This window comes from Paraflavitalea sp. (assembly GCF_059502485.1).
The window spans coordinates 540973-559748 of sequence record NZ_JCACET010000011.1 but is presented as its reverse complement, the minus strand read 5'-3'; the positions used below and the strand labels follow the sequence as shown (position 1 = coordinate 559748).

The window sequence follows — 18776 nt, the reverse complement described above, 5'->3', positions numbered from 1 at the left end:
GTTGGTTATTTGCTGGTAAAAATACACGGGCGGGTGGGAGAGCTTCCTGTACATTTTTGCGCTAAATCAGTAGATTTATGCATGCGAGACAATTTGTACCAGTCCTTTGAAATTGAATACAAGCGGATGGACCGGTTTCCCGCCAGGGATTTCCGGAATAATTATTTTACACTGATCTATATAGCCGAAGGGACCGGGCAGCAATACACCAACGATCATGGCTTTAATTACCGGAAGGGCAACCTATTCTTGATAACACCGGAAGACCGTTATTCCTTTACGATAGAAACAACTACCCAATTCTTCCTGTTGCATTTCAATAATGCCTATGTCACAACAAAGGTCAACAAAGATCATGATTGGGTGCAGCGCATGGAGTTTATTCTGCAAAATGCCAGTCACAGGCCCGGCTGCATATTGAAGAATAAAGCAGACAAGCCTCTGGTGGGAACGCTGATAGAGAGCGTCGTTAAGGAAAATGCAGATCAGCAACTGTATTATAATAAGGTAATACAGCAGATCGTGAATGCCCTGATCATTATAGTGGCCAGAAATATTGCATTGAAGCTGCCTAAAAATGTAAAAGAAAATACAGGAGAACCGGTGCTGGATATCTTGCAATATATACAGCAGCATATATTCGAAGCGGAGAAGCTGAAAATTGCACATATCAGCAGGCAGCTGAATATTTCTCCGCATTACCTGGGACGTTATTTTAAAAAGCAAACCGGCGAAACAATGCAGCAGTATATAACCAATTATAAACTACGGATGGTAGAAAACAGGTTGCTACATACTGATATGAGGATCGGTGAAATAGCTGTTGAACTTTGCTTCACCGATGAAAGCCACCTGAACCGGGCTTTCAAAAAGCTGAAAGGCATGAGCCCTACGGCCTACAGAAAGAAGTGGTTGCCGGAAATTGTAAGTGATAGCAGGTAACTTCCGGACCATAAGCGCATAAAAATGCCGGAAGAAGAATCTTCCGGCCTGTAGCAAGAAATCAACAGTCAAGAAAGCTGATCGCCGGACCAGCGATTTATAAATACTTACTTATTGTCGCTAGTGTTGCTGTTGCCAGCATTTACTTTTTTCTCCAGTATGGAAATGTATTGTTGGGCATCTTTATTAGCTGGATCAATTTCCAGTATCTTTTGCAGGTGCCCAATAGCGTCGTCATAATCCTTTTCTTCATTGGTTTCATAAGCCGCGATATAACCATAGGCTTCTACGAGCCATTTTTTGCTGGTAGCTGATGCGGTGGCGCTGTCCTTTTGCAAGACCTCGATCAGTTTTTCGTAGTGGGAAATAGCGATGCCTTTTTCCATAGCAGAGTCCTTCAGTGAATTGGCCCGTGCACGCCAGTAGTAACCAAAACTTTGCTCGGGATACTTGTCGACGTATTTGCCAAACACAGTGTCAGCCTGTTCGTATTGCTCTGCTTTGAAGTGCGCAATACCCCAGTTGAACAGATCGATATTCGTGGCCTTGTCGTTATTGGTATAATACTTTCCTAACCATATCGCCTGGTTGGCATTGTCCTTCTTGTCCTTATACAGATCGCTCAGTTTCTTGTAATAATTGAACAGCGCAGCAGAGTCTGTTATTTTGGTAACGGCAGTCTGGTAAAAGACCAACGCTGAATCTTCTTTACCCGGCGTAGCATTGTATAGATCGGCCATCACCTCATAATCTTTCACTGCAAAGTTGCTGTCATTGGCCTTTGCGAAATAAGTGGTCATGCTGTTGAGCGCCCTGGCAGTGTCCTGTAGTCCAAGGTAGCTATAGGCCAGCAGCTTGTGCAGGCGGGGCATGGAGTCGGCAGGCAAGCCGGCAAGCGTATTGCTGGCCATGGCAATGGCAGAATCATACTTTTTATTCAGGTATACCAGGTCGATGTGCTGGTATTCATTGTCCGCGTTGTAATCGCTCGCAGACAGGTATTGTCTGAAGTATTCGAGCGCCTGTTTGGGATCTTTAAAATAAGCATCGTAATACAACTCATACCAGGCTGGCGCATACAGCGGATCGGCGGTAATAGCTTTGTTGAAATAATCCAGGTAGGTGGCTGCATTCTGCTGCGCCACGAATATCTTGCCCATCTGGAATAATGCTTCGGCATTCTTGCCATCCGCATTCAGGGCCGACTGATAAGCGCGATAAGCCTCCGTACCATTGGCCAGTTTGCGATAAGCATTGCCGCGCAACACATTGAAGGCGGGATCGTCTATATCTTTTTTGCCTGCCTGATTTAATACCAGCAGGGCTGCATTGGCGTCTCCATTCTTTTCACTGATATAAGCATCGGCCACAGCCAATAGGATCGCAGGGTCCTTTTTACGTCCGTCACCAATCGCCTGATCAAAATACCAGCGGGCGCTGTCGGCCTTGTTGTCAGCAAGCAACAGTTGACCATAAGCCACTTTATACCAGGGGCTGTTCTTTACTTCGGCAGGTGCCAGTTGTAAGCTGTCGCCCAACTTTTTATTTTCTTTCAATGGCAGGTAGGCTTGTGACAAACGGTACCAGGCTTCCGCATTGTTGGGATCGGCCTGCAATACTTTTTGCAGGGTAGCTTTGGCGCTTTGGTAGCGCTCGTGGTAAATAAGCCCGGTGGCATCCTGCACACTTTGAGCCATCATCACAGTTGTAAAGAGGAGACCGCCTGTAAGTAAAAATATTTTTTTCATTATCAGTTTTTTTTGAGCCTTAAAAAGGCAGCATGCTTTCGCCTGACGTGCAAAGGGGCCGGTGTGACAGGCTGAAAGCGCTGCTACGGATTAACTATAAACAGAAGAAACCAATTAAATACGGTCAAACTTAAGCCGGGGTGATTAGCCGCCTATTAGTGCCATATTAGAATAAGATTAGAATTCCGCTTCACGCTTATCACGTTGAAAATGACGTGGAAGAGCGTACCTTTGTGACGAAAACTTACCTGCAGCAACCTATGGAAGAAAGAAAAATATTGATCGTAGAGGATGAGCACAAGATTGCCGATACGTTGAAGGCCGGGCTTATTGAACACGGCTATCATGTAGAAGTAGCCTACGATGGAAAGATCGGTGAACGCCTGTTTATGGCGTACGATTTCAACCTCGTCATCCTGGATATCAATCTGCCGGGCATCAATGGTTATGACCTGTGCAAGATCATCCGCCGCCGCAATGCAATGGTGCCTATTATTATGCTGACTGCATTGGGCCGGCTGAATGATAAAATGGAAGGGTATGATGCCGGCGCCGATGACTATCTTGTAAAACCTTTTGAATTCAAAGAACTGCTGGTGAAGATGCGTGTATTGCTGAAGCGTACCATGAACCAGCATCTACCGGTAGGTAATATCTTAAGTGCGTCGGACCTTACAATGGATCTTGATAAAAAAGAGGTGATGCGGGCAGAGAATAAGATCACCCTTACCATGAAGGAGTTTCAGTTGCTGGAATACTTGCTTCGCAACAAGAACAGGGTAGTATCGCGTGCCGACATTGCCGTGAACGTATGGGGCATCGACTTTGATACCAATACCAACGTGATTGATGTATACATCAACTACCTGCGCAATAAGATCGATAAACAATATCAGCAAAAGCTGATCCAGACACAGGTAGGTATGGGCTATATCTTAAAGGAAAATGCAGCCTGATGCCGGTAAGACTCAGAATTACCCTTTTATTCGGAAGCATTGTATTGCTGATCCTGCTATTTGTATGCGGATCGGTATACTATTTTTCCGTTACAGAGCGCAGGAATGAAATGGAAGACCGGTTAATGAACCGTGCTATTACCCGGGCGCGTTTGATGGGGCAGCACAATTTTGACCAGAGTTTGCTCCGTACCATCGACTCTGCCACCATGATGAGCCTGAAAGACAAGACCCTGCAGGCCTATAATTACCTCGGAGAAAAAGTATACAGCTACAGCGATGAGCCTGCCGATACACTTACTGTCGATAGCCAGGTACTCGACGATGCGCGTGTAAAGGGTAATATATATTTTCGTATCGGTAAAAAAGAAGTGGTAGCCTATCACCATGTCGATCCCAATAAACGTATTGTAGTGGTGGCTGGAGCATACGATGAGATGGGACTGATGAAGCTGCAACAGCTCCGCCGTATTCTTTGGGTTAGTTTTCTGTCAGGCAGTATCATTGCTTTTGCTGCTGGTTATTTCTTTTCAGGGCGCTTGTTGCGTCCTATTAAAAAGATAGCGGACGATATCAATGTAATTTCTGCCCAGGAGCTCAACCGGCGCATACAGGCTGGCGAGGTACACGACGAATGGCAATACCTTTCCGAGACCTTAAACCAACTGCTCAATCGCCTGCAGGAAAGCTTCGATATGCAGCGGCGTTTTATTGCCAATGCTTCCCACGAATTGTCTACGCCACTCACCTCTATTTCCAGCCAGCTGGAAGTGTCCCTGCAGAAAGACAGGGAGGCTGATAAGTACAGGGCAGTGATGCAGAGCGTGTACCAGGATGTGCGGCACCTGGGAAAACTTACGCAAACATTGCTGGAGTTTGCACAGGCATCCGGTAATGCTGGTGGACTCGAGATACAGCCGGTACGTATCGATGAAGTATTGATGGCATTGCCTGCCGATGTGAACAAACTCAATCCCGATTATACGGTAGCGCTCAATTTTGGCAACATGCCTTCAGAAGATGCTGCCCTCATTGTTTTTGGCAACACTGAGCTATTGTTTACTGCTGTCAGAAATATTGTGGTCAATGCCTGTAAGTATTCAGATGATCACAAGGCCATCGTAAAGCTCGATATAGAAGACCAGCAGTTTATTATTACTATTGAAGATAAAGGCATTGGCATACCCGAGCAGGAGCTGAAGTACATTTTTCAACCCTTTTATCGGGTCAACGATATGGATAATGCAGCCGGTTTTGGCCTTGGCTTATCGCTGGCACACCGCATCATAAAACTACACAAAGGGGAGATTGCTGTCGATTCCCGGCCCGCAGAAGGCACATTGTTTCGTATAACGCTCCCTACAGCCAAATTCTAATCAAATTCTAATGTCAAATTAAGCGTGGCCTAATCAGTCAGGTCCATTTTGCCATGGAAAGACCGCAACAATGAAATTGAACATTTCCCTTCTCCTGGTATGCTTTGTAATGGGGTTACTGGCCCTTAGTGGTTGCCTGTTCAAACAAAGCACCTCTTTCAGGTTGAAAAACAGGGAACTCATTTTGCAGAACGATTCGCTGATCTCGGTAAATATTGAGTTGAAGCAGGAGTTGCAAAAAGTTCATGGCGACTCATTGTCAAAGCGTAAACGTTCTACGGCCCGGTCAAAGTGATTATATGGTTAAAGGATACTCATTTTTTAATAGTTATAGAGCTCTGAGCGTATGATAAAGAAAATACTGGTGCCGACTGATTATAGTGAAGCGTCGCTCAATGCATTGGAAAGCGCCACCGTTATTGCTAACCGTAATAATTGTCGTCTGCAAATACTCCATGTAGCAGAGACTGATGGAGAATACCTGGCGCCATCACAAGCGCCTGTGCAGGATCATGCCCGGGAAATTGCTGATGCTATGGCTGGCAGCATCCTGAAAAAACATGGCATTGGTTCGGAAATTATCTTTCAAAAAGGGTTTGCAGGTCCTGCGATCGTTCAGACTGCTTTTGAAAAGAGAGCCGACCTCATCGTGATCGGCGCGCATGGTGCTTCCGGTATGCGGGAAGGGTTTATAGGATCCACAGCCTATTACGTTGCCAAATATGCCAACTGTCCGGTGCTGATCATTCCGGAAGGCAGCAAATGGCTCGACTTTAAGAATATACTTTTTCCCCAACGTACGAGCTTCGGTACTTTCAAGCGTTATGAGTTTGTAAAAGCGTTAAGCAATGGACATCCGGCCAATCTCGAAGTATTTGCCTTGTCGGTAGACAGAGATGCTTCCGAAGGTCATGCATTGGAGCTTATTGGTAAAAGGCTGAATACGGGCGCTATAAAAGCCCCAATCAACCTGTCGGTAAGGTTCAGTGAGCACAAACATATTTCCCGGGAAGTACTGGAGCGGGCCGATCGTATGCAGGCAGACCTGATCGTACTTTCTTCTGCATTAGATGTAATTAATAAACAATTCTTTATCGGGCCTTTTTGCCAGCGCATCATCCATCATGCCAGGGTTCCCGTTCTGTACGTCCGGTAGTGGCATAGTTTTTACCAGTGAATAGTGAGTTCAGGTTCCCATGATAATGCTTGCCACTGGTTGTAAACCACATAATTTTTGTATATGAACAATTTCTGGAGCCAGGTTTTTCTGGGTAATACCTTGAAAGACTGGGCAATCGCTATAAGTATTATCATTGTTACATTCATTGTATTAAGGGTAGCAAGAAAGATCGTGCTCAGTCGGCTGAAACTGTGGTCGCAACGCACCAATACCCAATTTGATGATTTCCTCATTTCCCTTATCGATCGTTTTATAATTCCCTTTTTGTATATACTCGGCGTTTATTGGGGAGTGCAATCGTTGCAATTATCGCCTAAAGCTGCAAGAGTAACGCATGTGGCTATACTCCTTGCAGGAACCTTTTTCATTGTAAGGCTCATTATTGCAGCAATCGCCTATTTGATAAATAACTACGTGGGTCATCAGAGCGACCAGGAAAGCCGCCGCAAACAGGCCCGTGGTATTATTGTACTGGTAAATGTGGTGATTTGGGTAATAGGTATTTTATTTTTGATCGACAACCTTGGCTACAACATCACTACGATCATTACAGGCCTTGGTATTGGAGGCATTGCCATTGCGTTGGCTACACAGGCTATCCTGGGCGACCTTTTCAGCTACTTCGTTATCTTCTTTGATAAACCCTTTGAAATAGGTGACTTTATTATCGTTGGTGACAAAATGGGTGCGGTGGAGTATGTGGGTATCAAGACCACGCGCTTACGTTCACTGGGTGGTGAGCAACTGGTATTTTCCAATACAGATCTTACCAATTCCAGGGTGCACAATTACAAGCGCATGGAAAAAAGAAGAGTAGTGTTTGCTTTCCGTATCAGCTATAGTACGCCAATGGATAAACTAAGCCGTATTCCCGGGATTGTAAAAAAGATTATAGAAGCACAGCCAGATGCGCAATTCGACAGAGCACACCTGCTGGCTTTTGGTGATTTCAGCTTCAATTTTGAAGTAGTGTACAATGTATTGAGCCCGGATTATAATCTTTATATGGACAGGCAGCAGGCCATCAACTTCGAAATGGTGAAAGCCTTTGAGCAAGAGTCCATCCGGTTTGCCTATCCAACGCAAAACCTTATCATCGGTAATGGTAGTCAAAACCCAACATTCATGAACGGATCTTTTGATAAGCCCTCACCGGTAAAAGCATAAATACGTATTCCTGATAACAAAATGCACATGTATGAATCACACACTAACTGAAGTTCTTGAATTACGTCAATTTGCGGAAGAAAGAATGGAGCATCATCTGCAGGCAGTGAATATCTCGGCAAAAGACGAGCGGAAGAAGAAGTTTAATGAACACCTGATCAATTACATTGCCGAGCTGAATGAGAAATGCAAAGAGATCAACGGGGAAGATTGTAACAATGGCGAAGGCCGTTTCAAATCCATGCATGCCCTCATTAATGATTTTCAAAACCGGTTTATGGCAAGGTATTAATTGCCGGTAAATAAAACGCAACATAGGTTATAATTGTATCTTAGCGGGCATATAAGAATGGCTCAAATATTAGCCCGACATGAGATTGACAAGACTGTTTACTGACTTCTTCAATAGCGAAAAAGCTGCCGGCTTGATATTAGTCGGCTGCACATTGGTTTCGCTTATAATAGCCAATACAACTGTTGGTGAACATTACATCCATTTCTGGCACAGGCAGCTTGGCTATAAGCCCATTGAGTTTTGGATTAACGATGTATTGATGGCCGTCTTTTTCCTGATGGTTGGGCTGGAGCTGGAGCGTGAATTATATATCGGCGAGCTGGCTGATATCAAAAACTCCCTGCTGCCGGTGTTTGCCGCCATTGGTGGTATGGCCGTGCCGGCATTGATCCATTTTATTTTCAATTATGGCACCCCTTCACAGCATGGTGTAGCCATCCCGATGGCCACCGATATAGCTTTCTCCCTGGGCGTACTCTCTTTGCTCGGCAATCGGGTGCCCTCTTCGCTGAAAGTGTTTCTCACAGCCCTGGCCATTATTGATGACCTCGGAGCTATTCTTGTGATCGCTTTCTTTTATTCCAAAGAACTTTCAGCCCTTTACCTGGGGCTTGCACTGGGTATTTTTGGTGTTATGCTCATTCTCAACAGGCTGCGCATGCACCGGGTGTGGATATACCTGTTGATGGGCGCAGTAATGTGGTATTTAATGTACCGCTCCGGTGTGCACGCTACCATTGCCGGTGTGCTCACTGCTTTTGCCATTCCTTTTGGTAATGGCGACGAACAATCCCCTTCTTACCACCTGCAGCACGTGTTGCATAAACCGGTAGCCTTTATCATTCTTCCCCTCTTCGCGTTGGCCAATACAGCCATTGCGATTCCTGCTTCATGGAAAGAAGACCTGGGTTCGTCCAATAGCCTGGGTGTTATGTTTGGGTTATTAATTGGTAAGCCAGCCGGTATCTTCCTGTTTGCAATCCTCAGCGTAATGCTGGGGTTGTCCAGGGTACCTTTTGGGTTAAAGAAGGTACACTTGTTGTGGACGGGCTTGCTGGCAGGCATAGGCTTTACCATGTCTATTTTTATCACCCATCTTGCTTTTGACGATGAAGCGTTGGTCGTAGGGTCGAAAATAGCCATTATAATAGGGTCGGCGCTGGCCGGCATAATGGGATTTGTGTTGCTGAAATTATCCCTGAAAAAGACAGCCAATCAAATTCCGTAGTACATTTGAATCCTAATCAATAATACCAATAGTATGGCTTTACCCAAATTCATGATAGCAGACGATCCGGTTACCGATCCGGATAATGAATACATCATTCATACGCAGGAGCCCCGTTTCATTGCGAAGTTCGTTGCGGATGACGATGAGAATGGACATATCGATATAGTGGAGGAGATCGACGATGTCTCCGGCTTCTTTCAAAAAGAAGAGTTGGCGCTCCAGGTATTGCTCGATGAGCTGGATCAGTGGTACAGGGATTACCTGGGCTGGCTCGACGAAGATGAAGACGACGAAGAAGATGACTAAATAATCAGAAGGGTAGGGGCGTGTGCAACGGTATTTCGGACAACCTTGTCAGGAAAATAAAAAGATGCGTGCCCGTACTATCCCTGCCGTTATACTTGCTATAATTCTTATAAGTGTTGCCTGCCGTAAGGACAAAGACAGCGCTACCCCCGACTGTCAGCAGTTAAAGACTGCCATTGCTGCCGATGATAAGGTGGCTGTGCGGGAGGAGATCGATGAGCTGATCAGTAAATTATCTGATCGCAAACATACCCGTGCCAACCTGGAGGCGCTGGTAGCAGCTATGAACCAGCAATGCCAGATCACAACTACTACGCTTTGCTACGTCTGCATCTATACACTGCCTGCACAATCCGAGATCGGCGTTGTTGTAAATAACAATGGCTCTACATTAACCAGGGTGCTTGATATTTCCGAGGACCAGCATGGAAATATGATTGGCGGCAATATGCATGAGTAGAAATTAGACATATAGTGCTTATCTTATTCCCGGAGTCCCTGAGCAGTCAAACTTCCGGGTTTCGTTTTTTTAGGCCTTCCTGGTTGCTTACCTTTAGCGTTCCAATCAAATCACCGTCACTGCATTATGAAGAAAATTGTTGTTCTGTTGGCACTATCGTGCTGTCTTCTTGCGCAACTTCCTGCCATTGCACAGGAAGTATTTTTCGAGAAAGGTCTTATTGCCAACCTGCCCAGCCGCTATGGCAGAGAAGCGGTGTACAGTGATGAGCTGGCATATCGCCTGTACACCGGTAAAATGAAAAAGCCGGTAGTAGGTGATTCTATTGGCGCTACGGAAAGAGGGCAGGCCATTGTATGGCAGCCTATCGAAGCGGATAGTACGCATCGCTTGCGTCCACGCGGTGGTGGAGGCAGGGGCGGAGCGCCTGCCGGTCCCGGCGTTACGCCGGGTGCCATCCGGGGCGGATTGGGCGCTGGCGGCAGCTATATTTACCTCACCTATCATTCTCCCAAAGCACAAGCAGCCCTGCTTAATATCAAAGGCAACAGTGGTGTATTCGTCAATGGTGAGCAGCATACAGGCGATCCCTATAGCATGGGCTATCTCTATATTCCCATTCAGCTCAAAAAAGGGCTCAACGAGTTTTATGTGCGTGGCGTTGCGGTAGTGGCCAGTCTCATCTTTCCGGAAAAGCCGGTATTGTTGAATACGGAAGATCCCACCTTGCCATTTGTGGTGCCCGGACTTCAGTCCGGCATATTGCGAGGGGCTGTCGTGGTGTTGAACACCAGTACAAAGGATTTGAAAGACCTGCTGATCAAAGCCACGTTGCAGGGCAAACAAGTATCTGTCAGCGTGCCGGTCATTCCTGCTATGGCTTCGCGTAAAATAGCTTTTAGTTTCGATGGTAGCGGTGTCACTGCCAAAGGCAAGTATGATTGTGCCTTGGCTTTGCTCGATAAGGGACAGCTATTGGATGAAAAGAAAGTGACCATTGAGGCCGTTACACCGGCAGAACAATACAACAGCACTTTCACCAGTGCTATCGACGGTAGTTTGCAATATTATTCCGTTACACCACAATCCACTCCCCACAACAGCAACAGCGCTTTGTTCCTGTCTGTACACGGAGCAGGAGTGGAAGCCATCAACCAAGCCCGCGCTTATAAACCCAAAGATTGGGGCACACTGGTAGCTGCTACTAACCGTCGTCCACGTGGTTTCAACTGGGAAGATTGGGGACGGTTGGATGCGCTGGAGGTGCTCGACATTGCCAAAGAAAAGTTCAAGCCTAATTCACAAAATATTTATCTCACCGGTCACTCCATGGGAGGACATGGCACCTGGTTTCTCGGTGTCACCTATCCCGATAAGTGGGCGGCCATTGCACCATGTGCAGGCTATCCAACCATGAAAGGATACGGATCAGCAGATGGACTGATTCCCGACAGCAGTAGCAATCCGCTGGAGCAACTATTGCTGCGCTCCGGTAACCAAAGTGATGTACCCAAACTGGCCACGAATTACAAAGCACATGGTGTATATATCTTCCATGGCGATGACGATAGAACCGTTTCTGTAAACTACGCACGGCAGATGCGCAAACAGTTAGGAGATTTTCATGCCGACCTCAGTTACTATGAATACCCGGGCGGCAGCCATTGGTTTGGCGATCATAGTGTGGACTGGAAGCCATTATTCGATTTCTTCCAGTGGCATCACCGCCTGCCCGATACCAGTGTCAATACGATTGATTTCAGTACTGCTTCTCCAGGTATCTCTGCTTCCTTCCGCTGGGCCACTATCCTGCAACAAACACATCCGCTGCAATACAGCCGTATACAATTACGCAGAGACAGAGCAGCCCATAGTATCAGTGGTACTACCAGTAACATCCACTTACTGAAGTTTAATCTCGGCGACTTTGCTGCCGGTACAGCTATCAATATTTCACTCGATGGCGCCACTGCTATCAGCTATACCACAGTGAGTGGGCAGGATAGCCTGGTGTTGCGGAAAGAAGGCGCTCAATGGATCATTGTTCAACATCCCGGTGCACGGCAGAAGGGGCCACATCGTTATGGCACCTTCAAAGACGCGTTTCAACACAATATGGTGTTGGTATACGGGACAATCGGTACGGCAGCAGAAAACAGCTGGAGCCGAAGCAAAGCGCTCTTTGATGCAGAAACATGGTACTATCGTGGCAATGGCGCAGTAGATGTAATAAGCGATAAAGAGTACACTCCTCAAAAATATAAAGACCGTGGCGTGATCCTCTACGGCAATAGATCTACCAACAGCACCTGGAATACATTGCTCAGTGATTGCCCAATACAGGTGGAGCGCAACTCGATCACTGCCGGCGGCAAAGCATGGAATGGCGATGAGTTGGGCGCTTACATTGTGTGGCCCATCAGGAATTCCCTAACTGCTTCTGTGGCAGCACTCACAGGCAGCGGCCTCAAAGGTATGCAGGCTGCATCGGCCAATCAGTACTATGCAGGCGCCAGCGGTTTTCCCGATTTTATGATCTTTGGCCTGGACATGCTGCATAACGGTGCAGGCGCCCTCAAAATGGCCGGCTTTTATGATAACAACTGGCAGCTGGCCCAACAGCAAATGGAGCTACGGGAATGAGGATCGCCGGAAATCCACAGCATGTTGATATCTGTTTGCGGCATAAAAGCCGCAATAGGGTTCTTTATATCTACCTTTGGCGGCTAACGATTGTTAGTTGTCAAGTAACTGCTTATGATTGCCCAACTGAAAGAATTTATCAGGTCACTGCTGGAGCAGATTGGCTTTGCTTCTACCACGCTCAATAATATAGTACTTTTTGTTACAGTATTGGGATTCGCTGTGAGCGGGCTCCTGTTCTTGTATCGGATGCTGAAGAAGGCCATGCTGTTGCGCAACCAGCGTTTGCTGAACCGGGACTTGGCCTATAGTAACTTTTCGGCAGAAGACGTTGACCGCGCTACGCGGTATTATATTCCCACTTACTTCCAGAATGTCTCTCCTTCGGAAGACCATGAACCGGGCAGGCGATATATCGCTGCAGCTAAGAGCAAGCTGGTGCCGCTGTTCATGAAAAAGGTCTTTGTCAATAACCCGGGACATAAGTTCTATATCATCATGGCTGATACCGGAATGGGGAAGACGACGTTCATGATCAATCTATACCTCGCCTATAAGAATAAGATGACTTTCTTTTTCTCCAAACCTAAAAGCCAGATCCGTTTATACCCCCTCGGATGGAAAGATGCATTGAAGAAGATAGAAGCCATTGCCGATAAGGAACAAGTGATCCTGTTGCTGGATGCTTTTGATGAAGATGTGGATGCTATTAAAGACTATAAAAACCGGCTCAATGAGATACTAGCTGCCGCTTCTTCTTTCAGGCAGGTCATCATCACTTGCCGCACACAGTTTTTCCCTTCCCAGGCAGAAGAGCCGCATGAAACAGGATATTTCTCCTATGGCTCTGTGAATCAGGCCCACAAATTCCAGAAGCTGTATATCTCTCCTTTTTCAGACAGAGATGTGGAGAAGTACATCAACAGGCGATATGGCTGGTTTGAGTTTGCCAATAAAAAGGCTGCCATGACCATTGCCCGTAAAAGCCCGGATCTGGTGATCAGGCCTATGTTGTTGTATTTCATAGATGACCTGGTAAGCACCCAGGGATTTAATTACACTTTTGAGATATACGAGGTACTGATTGAGAAATGGATATTCAGAGAATATAACAAGCCCAGCAACCGGGCAAAGTTTGAAAGCTATGAACCTTACAAACGCATACTGTACGCTTTCTCTCATGCATTGGCCATCGACCTGTATAAAAAAAGAGAGGAGCGTGGTGGGTATTATGCTCCTGAATTAAAGAAAATGGAATTTGTAGACTTCATTTCGGGTGTAAAAAAAGTAATGAACATAAATACATCAGGAGCACAGGGTATTACGATAAAAGTATCTGATGTGGAGATTCAACTATTCCATGACGAAGAGAAAACCTGTAAATCATTGTTGAACCGGGATATTGAAGGGAAATATAAATTTTCGCATCGTTCTATTATGGAGTATTTTCTGGCTATAGAACTATTGACCAATTATAACTTTTACCAGAGCTTTGACTTTTCGGGCATGAGTGCTGCAGAAAAATTCCTGAAGGAAATGATGATTGTGGAACTGCGAAAGAAACGAGGAGACTTCTCACTGAGAAATAAACCCGACCCACTCGCAACTATTTCTCACGAGAAAATCGAAGAGGTACGGTCTTTAAGGATATTGGAGTTGGGGATATTTAATCCGTTATTGTTAGCACAATTCAAACAGCTAAAGTATCTCGCTGTTGCAGGTTGTGCAGGTTTACAGTTTATATATCCTTTTTACGCAACCATATTGCTTCGACATACTAGAGTTGGTGATTGGAGAATTAAAAGATATTTAACTCTTTCAAAATATCCCAATCTGGAGGGGAAAATCAAGCTATTGGAAGAACTACCTGTAAATAGTATGATCAATGCATTGAGGTGTTATCCTCAAATGAACCCCTGGCTAAATCGTCTGCAAATACTAAATAAGGCCAATGATCCTATTGCAATGATGCATGTTGAAGCTTTGGATCTCGAATTCCTTATCGATCAACTACCTGATGCGCTGGTGGTCCAATACCATAAGTTTGGTATGCTTGTGGCGCGCGCGTCGAGAGTCTCTGTTCCTGAATGGCAAAGCGAGGATGCGAATAATGAATTTATAATGCAACGGTCATTCTTCTTTGAGCGGCTGAAGCCATGCATTGCTTTTTATGAATCCATGCGAATCCTTCAGGAGCGACTGCCCAATTGCAAGATCATTTTTTAGTACTGTTTTTCCGGCAAAACAGTAGTTTTGTCGGTATGACCAACCTGCAAACCCGGCAACTGCTAATTGCCTGCTTTTCAATAATAACCTTATTGTTCTCCGGCACACTTGGTGCTCAACAAAGTATTCATCCACAATCAGCCACCTACCAATGGCCCACCGATCCGTTGGTGCGGACCAAGCTCGACAAATGGCAGGACCAGAAGTTTGGTATGATCATCCACTGGGGTTTGTATGCAGTGCCGGGCATCATTGAGTCCTGGGCGCTCTGCTCTGAGGATTGGATCGATCGCGACAGCAATGTGGCGTATGATGATTTCAAGAAGTGGTACTGGGGTCTGAAGAAAGATTTCAATCCAGTCCACTTCAATCCCGATCAGTGGGCGGCTGCCGGTAAGGAGGCAGGTATGCGCTACCTTGTATTCACGACCAAGCATCACGACGGATTTTGTATGTTCGATACCAAACAAACCGATTTTAAAATATCCAATGGGCCTTTTGCCGGTAATCCCAAAGCCGATGTCGCTAAGTATGTGTTTGATGCTTTCCGCAAAGAAGGGTTCATGATCGGCGCTTATTTCTCCAAACCTGATTGGCATACAGAATACTATTGGTGGCCTAAATATGCTACTGCCAATCGAAACAACAACTACGATATCCGCAGGTTTCCCTGGCGCTGGAATAAGTACAAAGAGTTTACCTATAACCAGATCAGCGAGCTCATGAACAATTACGGTGCTATGGACATTTTGTGGCTCGATGGAGGCTGGGTACGTCCGCGTGAGACTGTCAATGCCGAAGTGCTTTCCTGGGGAGCGCCCATCCCTGAATGGAGCCAGGATATCGATATGCCTAAAATAGCAGCAATGGCCAGGAGCAGTCAACCCGGCCTGCTGGTAGTAGATCGTACAGTTCACGGGCTTTACGAAAACTACCAAACGCCGGAGCAGCGCATACCGAAAGAGCAATTGGCCTATCCGTGGGAGAGCTGCATGACCTTAGCCAACAACTGGGGCTTTGTCCCCAACGATAATTTTAAAACGCCTGCTAAAGTCATTCACTCGCTGATAGAAATAGTTTCCAAAGGGGGCAGTCTGCTATTGGGTATTGGCCCCAAGGCGGATGGTACATTGCCTGTCGAAGCAACGGAGCGACTGGCTGCTATTGGTCAATGGATGAAAGTGAATGGCGAAGCCATTTACAACACCCGTACGGTGGCCAACTACCAGCAAGGTAATACCTGGTTTGTGCGTAGTAAAGATTCCGTAACCTTTTATGCACTGACCTGTATTAAGGAAGGAGAAACGTTGCCCACGATAGTAGAATGGAAAGGCAACCTGCCAAAGAAAGGAACAAAGATGAAGCTGCTGCAGACAGGACAAACCGTTAAATGGGTAGTTGAAGGAGAAGCAGTAAAAGTAACACTCCCTGCCGCACTATTAAAAACAAACACTTATTATCCGGTATTGGCTTTTGCCTATACACCGGCATCATGATCTCCGAAGCAAGCGTACTCACAACTGACCACTCACCACTTACAAAATATAATATGCGTCCTGGATTCTTATACTTGTTCTTACTTTTCTTAGCCATTAATGCTAATGCCCAGGATCGCTATGAGCTGAATTCCGGATGGCAATATGCGCCGATAGCTTCAGTAAAAGAATCGGGCACAGTGTTATCTGCCACCTCGTATGCCTTGACCGGTTGGAAACCAGCTATCGTGCCAGGCACAGTGCTCACCACGATGCTGCACCACAAGCAAGTGCCTGATCCATTTTATGGCATGAACAACGAGCGCATTCCGGATATTTATAATACAGGCGCTGAATACTACACCTGGTGGTTTGCAAAAGACTTTAAAGAAGCCTATCCAACTGCAGGCGGGCAGGTATGGCTGCAGTTCCGTGGTGTGAACTATGGCTGCGACGTATTCCTCAATGGCCACAAGCTCAACGAGACTACACATAAAAGTATGTTCCTGCGGCAGTCGTATAACATCACGCAGTACCTCAACAAGAGTGGTAATAACCGGCTGGCAGTGATTGTGTATCCACCCGATCCGGTAGGCAATCCCAATGGTGGACAAGGTGGTGATGGCCGCATTGCCAAAAATGTATCGCACCAATATGTGGCAGGGTGGGATTGGATACAGCCTATCCGCGATCGCAACACCGGCATATGGGATAAAGTGTACATCGAAAGAACAGGCAGTGTGAACCTGAAGAATGCGCATGTTATTACGTTGGTGCCAGGCGTTAGGCAGTCCCTCATGGGAACTCCACAGGAGCCTGCCACCATAAAAATGACAGCTGAACTGGAAAATGCCACTGGAAAAAAAGTACGAGGTGTACTGCAATATAAACTGGACGGTCGGCTCATTAAGAAAGCTGTAGTCCTTCCTGCCAATAGCACTACAGTGGTTGCTTTACCTGATGTAATACTTAAGAATCCTCGCCTGTGGTGGCCGAATGGCTATGGCTTTGCAGAGCTGTATAAAACTGAATTGCAATTTGTAGAAAATGGAAAGATTACCGATAAGGAAGCATTGACTTTTGGTGTACGTGAAATACAGCGCACCTGGAATACAACCACCCTCAGTAGTCAGTTCCACGTCAACGGACAAAAGATATTCATCAGGGGCGGCAACTGGATCATTTCCGATGCTATGCTGCGCTTTACAGAGGAAAGGTATAATGCAGAGGTGAGTAATCATGCATCCATGAATCTCAACCTCATCCGGATATGGGGAGGCGCCTTGCTGGAGCGGCCTGAGTTTTATGAAGCCTGCGATAAATATGGTATGCTGGTGTTTCAGGACTTCTGGATGTCGGGCGATTGCAATGGTCGCTGGGTAGACCCTAAAAAAGCAGAAGACCAGCAAACCCGGCGCAAGTATCCCGACGATCACGACCTCTTCCTACGCTCGGTGGCAGATGGCATCAAGCTCATTCGTAATCATCCTTCATTGGCCATTTGGTGTGGTGGTAATGAAATAACACCGCCGGATGATATCCTGGCCGCCATGCGAGATTCTTTATTGCCACAACTGGATGGCACACGCGTGTTCTTCGACTACTCCAACTCCGACAGCATGTCGATGAATATATTGAAAGGTGGCGGTGATGGACCTTATAATATACAACCCACCGATACCTTCTGGAAGTTCCGCACATATCCTTTCAATTCGGAAGTGGGCTCGGTTGGAACAGGTGATTACGAATCGTTGAAGCGTTTTATCCCGGCTGAGAATATGATACCTCCCGTATATATACCAGCAGCAGCCGGTGAAAGACGTGGCAGGGAAAAAGTGGACTCTGTGTGGGAGTACCACAAATACATTGGCTACAGCGATTATATCAACCGCTACGGGCCTGTAAAAGATGCAAAGGACTTTGGGCTCAAGGCGCAATTGGTGAATTATGATCAGTACCGCTCCCTGATGGAGGGTTTTACTGCACATATGTGGGATTGGTATACAGGTGTCATCATCTGGAAAACGCAAAACCCCTGGACTGCTCTGCGCGGCCAGATGTATGATTATTACCTCGACCCCAATGCGTGTCTGTATGGGCTGAATAAAGGAGGGGAGCCGATACATGTTATGTACAACCCGGTAGAAGGTACCGTGATGACGGTGAATAATAATTTTGCACCCATTACCGACACCCTTCGGATAGAAGTATTCGATATGGATGGGAAAGTGACATCCCTGGGCAAAGAGAGGGTGACACTCAGTGCTTCGGGTGCGAATACATTTATGCGTATAAAAGATACAGTAGATAAGTTGCGGGCGGAGAAAGGACTCTTTCTTTCATTATCATTTGGGAGTGGCAAAGTTCCATCCAGCCACAATATTTACTGGTTGCCAGATGCCAGCGGACAATATTCCGGTCTACAGCAATTGAAACCTGCTGAACTTTCTCTTAAAATAACTCCACGAGAGCTTGGTTGGATGCTGCTGGAATTTAGTAATACAGGCGATCAGATTGCCTTCTTCAATCGGGTTAGCCTGGTGCACCCGCAAACAAAAGAACGCATATTGCCTGCTTTTTACAATAACAATTATATTACAGTATTGCCTCATGGAAAAGTATATGTCGTTGTTGAATGGAACGATGTGGCGATCAAGCCATTGATCAATGTAGAAGGTTGGAACGTAGCCAGTAAAACATATCCTGCCCAATAAGTGTTATATATCCTGCAGCCGGGGTGTGCAGATGGATAACAATACTTAACTGTTCAA

15 protein-coding genes are annotated in these 18776 nt (G+C 46.2%); 14 read left to right on the top strand and 1 reads right to left on the bottom strand.

The window, feature by feature from the left end:
- Positions 1-81 precede the first annotated feature (81 nt).
- Entirely contained in the window at positions 82-942 is an 861-nt protein-coding gene (locus AC5JBY_RS30050; RefSeq protein ID WP_495908396.1) for an AraC family transcriptional regulator, read from the top strand.
- Positions 943-1049: 107 nt separating this feature from the next.
- Here the strand turns inward: AC5JBY_RS30050 and AC5JBY_RS30045 are convergent, their stop codons facing one another.
- Positions 1050-2690 carry a tetratricopeptide repeat protein gene (locus AC5JBY_RS30045; RefSeq protein WP_495908395.1) on the bottom strand — a complete coding sequence of 547 codons (1641 nt, stop codon included), beginning with the start codon at positions 2688-2690 and terminating at the stop codon, positions 1050-1052.
- A gap of 215 nt (positions 2691-2905) precedes the next feature.
- Here AC5JBY_RS30045 and AC5JBY_RS30040 point away from each other — a divergent pair, with 215 nt between their 5' ends.
- From AC5JBY_RS30040 to AC5JBY_RS29980, 13 genes are all read left to right on the top strand, one after another.
- The gene (locus tag AC5JBY_RS30040; RefSeq protein WP_495908394.1) at positions 2906-3646 is read left to right on the top strand and encodes a response regulator transcription factor; all 741 of its coding nucleotides are present in this window, start codon (positions 2906-2908) and stop codon (positions 3644-3646) included.
- Positions 3646-5022 carry a HAMP domain-containing sensor histidine kinase gene (locus AC5JBY_RS30035; RefSeq protein WP_495908393.1) on the top strand — a complete coding sequence of 459 codons (1377 nt, stop codon included), beginning with the start codon at positions 3646-3648 and terminating at the stop codon, positions 5020-5022. Before AC5JBY_RS30040 ends, AC5JBY_RS30035 begins: the two co-directional genes overlap by 1 nt.
- 70 nt (positions 5023-5092) lie before the next feature.
- Positions 5093-5317 (top strand): hypothetical protein, encoded by a 225-nt coding sequence (locus AC5JBY_RS30030; protein WP_495908392.1) that lies wholly within the window; start codon positions 5093-5095, stop codon positions 5315-5317.
- A 51-nt stretch (positions 5318-5368) separates the two neighbouring features.
- On the top strand, positions 5369-6178 hold the full coding sequence (locus AC5JBY_RS30025) for a universal stress protein (protein ID WP_495908391.1): 810 nt from the start codon (positions 5369-5371) through the stop codon (positions 6176-6178).
- Between the two features lie 84 nt (positions 6179-6262).
- Entirely contained in the window at positions 6263-7369 is a 1107-nt protein-coding gene (locus AC5JBY_RS30020; RefSeq protein WP_495908390.1) for a mechanosensitive ion channel family protein, read from the top strand.
- Positions 7370-7400: 31 nt separating this feature from the next.
- The gene (locus AC5JBY_RS30015) at positions 7401-7661 is read left to right on the top strand and encodes a hypothetical protein (RefSeq protein ID WP_495908389.1); all 261 of its coding nucleotides are present in this window, start codon (positions 7401-7403) and stop codon (positions 7659-7661) included.
- A gap of 79 nt (positions 7662-7740) precedes the next feature.
- Positions 7741-8892: a Na+/H+ antiporter NhaA gene (nhaA, locus tag AC5JBY_RS30010; RefSeq protein WP_495908388.1), complete on the top strand. Its 1152-nt coding sequence runs from the start codon at positions 7741-7743 to the stop codon at positions 8890-8892.
- A gap of 33 nt (positions 8893-8925) precedes the next feature.
- Positions 8926-9201: a hypothetical protein gene (locus AC5JBY_RS30005; protein WP_495908387.1), complete on the top strand. Its 276-nt coding sequence runs from the start codon at positions 8926-8928 to the stop codon at positions 9199-9201.
- 64 nt (positions 9202-9265) lie between these two features.
- Positions 9266-9661 (top strand): hypothetical protein, encoded by a 396-nt coding sequence (locus tag AC5JBY_RS30000; protein WP_495908386.1) that lies wholly within the window; start codon positions 9266-9268, stop codon positions 9659-9661.
- 126 nt (positions 9662-9787) lie between these two features.
- On the top strand, positions 9788-12304 hold the full coding sequence (locus AC5JBY_RS29995; RefSeq protein ID WP_495908385.1) for a carboxylesterase family protein: 2517 nt from the start codon (positions 9788-9790) through the stop codon (positions 12302-12304).
- A gap of 114 nt (positions 12305-12418) precedes the next feature.
- Positions 12419-14530: an NACHT domain-containing protein gene (locus AC5JBY_RS29990; protein WP_495908384.1), complete on the top strand. Its 2112-nt coding sequence runs from the start codon at positions 12419-12421 to the stop codon at positions 14528-14530.
- Positions 14531-14565: 35 nt separating this feature from the next.
- Positions 14566-16026, top strand: coding sequence for an alpha-L-fucosidase (locus AC5JBY_RS29985; RefSeq protein WP_495908383.1), 1461 nt, complete (start codon positions 14566-14568; stop codon positions 16024-16026).
- Positions 16023-18719: a glycoside hydrolase family 2 protein gene (locus tag AC5JBY_RS29980; RefSeq protein WP_495908382.1), complete on the top strand. Its 2697-nt coding sequence runs from the start codon at positions 16023-16025 to the stop codon at positions 18717-18719. Before AC5JBY_RS29985 ends, AC5JBY_RS29980 begins: the two co-directional genes overlap by 4 nt.
- Positions 18720-18776 lie beyond the last annotated feature (57 nt).

Bases quoted from the DNA above. Each gene is read 5' to 3' on its own strand.
- AC5JBY_RS30050 (WP_495908396.1), top strand. From the start codon at position 82: ATGCGAGACAATTTGTACCAGTCCTTTGAAATTGAATACAAGCGGATG.
- AC5JBY_RS30045 (WP_495908395.1), bottom strand. From the start codon at position 2,690: ATGAAAAAAATATTTTTACTTACAGGCGGTCTCCTCTTTACAACTGTG.
- AC5JBY_RS30035 (WP_495908393.1), top strand. From the start codon at position 3,646: ATGCCGGTAAGACTCAGAATTACCCTTTTATTCGGAAGCATTGTATTG.
- AC5JBY_RS30030 (WP_495908392.1), top strand. From the start codon at position 5,093: ATGAAATTGAACATTTCCCTTCTCCTGGTATGCTTTGTAATGGGGTTA.
- AC5JBY_RS30025 (WP_495908391.1), top strand. From the start codon at position 5,369: ATGATAAAGAAAATACTGGTGCCGACTGATTATAGTGAAGCGTCGCTC.
- AC5JBY_RS30020 (WP_495908390.1), top strand. From the start codon at position 6,263: ATGAACAATTTCTGGAGCCAGGTTTTTCTGGGTAATACCTTGAAAGAC.
- AC5JBY_RS30015 (WP_495908389.1), top strand. From the start codon at position 7,401: ATGAATCACACACTAACTGAAGTTCTTGAATTACGTCAATTTGCGGAA.
- nhaA (WP_495908388.1), top strand. From the start codon at position 7,741: ATGAGATTGACAAGACTGTTTACTGACTTCTTCAATAGCGAAAAAGCT.
- AC5JBY_RS30005 (WP_495908387.1), top strand. From the start codon at position 8,926: ATGGCTTTACCCAAATTCATGATAGCAGACGATCCGGTTACCGATCCG.
- AC5JBY_RS30000 (WP_495908386.1), top strand. From the start codon at position 9,266: ATGCGTGCCCGTACTATCCCTGCCGTTATACTTGCTATAATTCTTATA.
- AC5JBY_RS29995 (WP_495908385.1), top strand. From the start codon at position 9,788: ATGAAGAAAATTGTTGTTCTGTTGGCACTATCGTGCTGTCTTCTTGCG.
- AC5JBY_RS29990 (WP_495908384.1), top strand. From the start codon at position 12,419: ATGATTGCCCAACTGAAAGAATTTATCAGGTCACTGCTGGAGCAGATT.
- AC5JBY_RS29985 (WP_495908383.1), top strand. From the start codon at position 14,566: ATGACCAACCTGCAAACCCGGCAACTGCTAATTGCCTGCTTTTCAATA.
- AC5JBY_RS29980 (WP_495908382.1), top strand. From the start codon at position 16,023: ATGATCTCCGAAGCAAGCGTACTCACAACTGACCACTCACCACTTACA.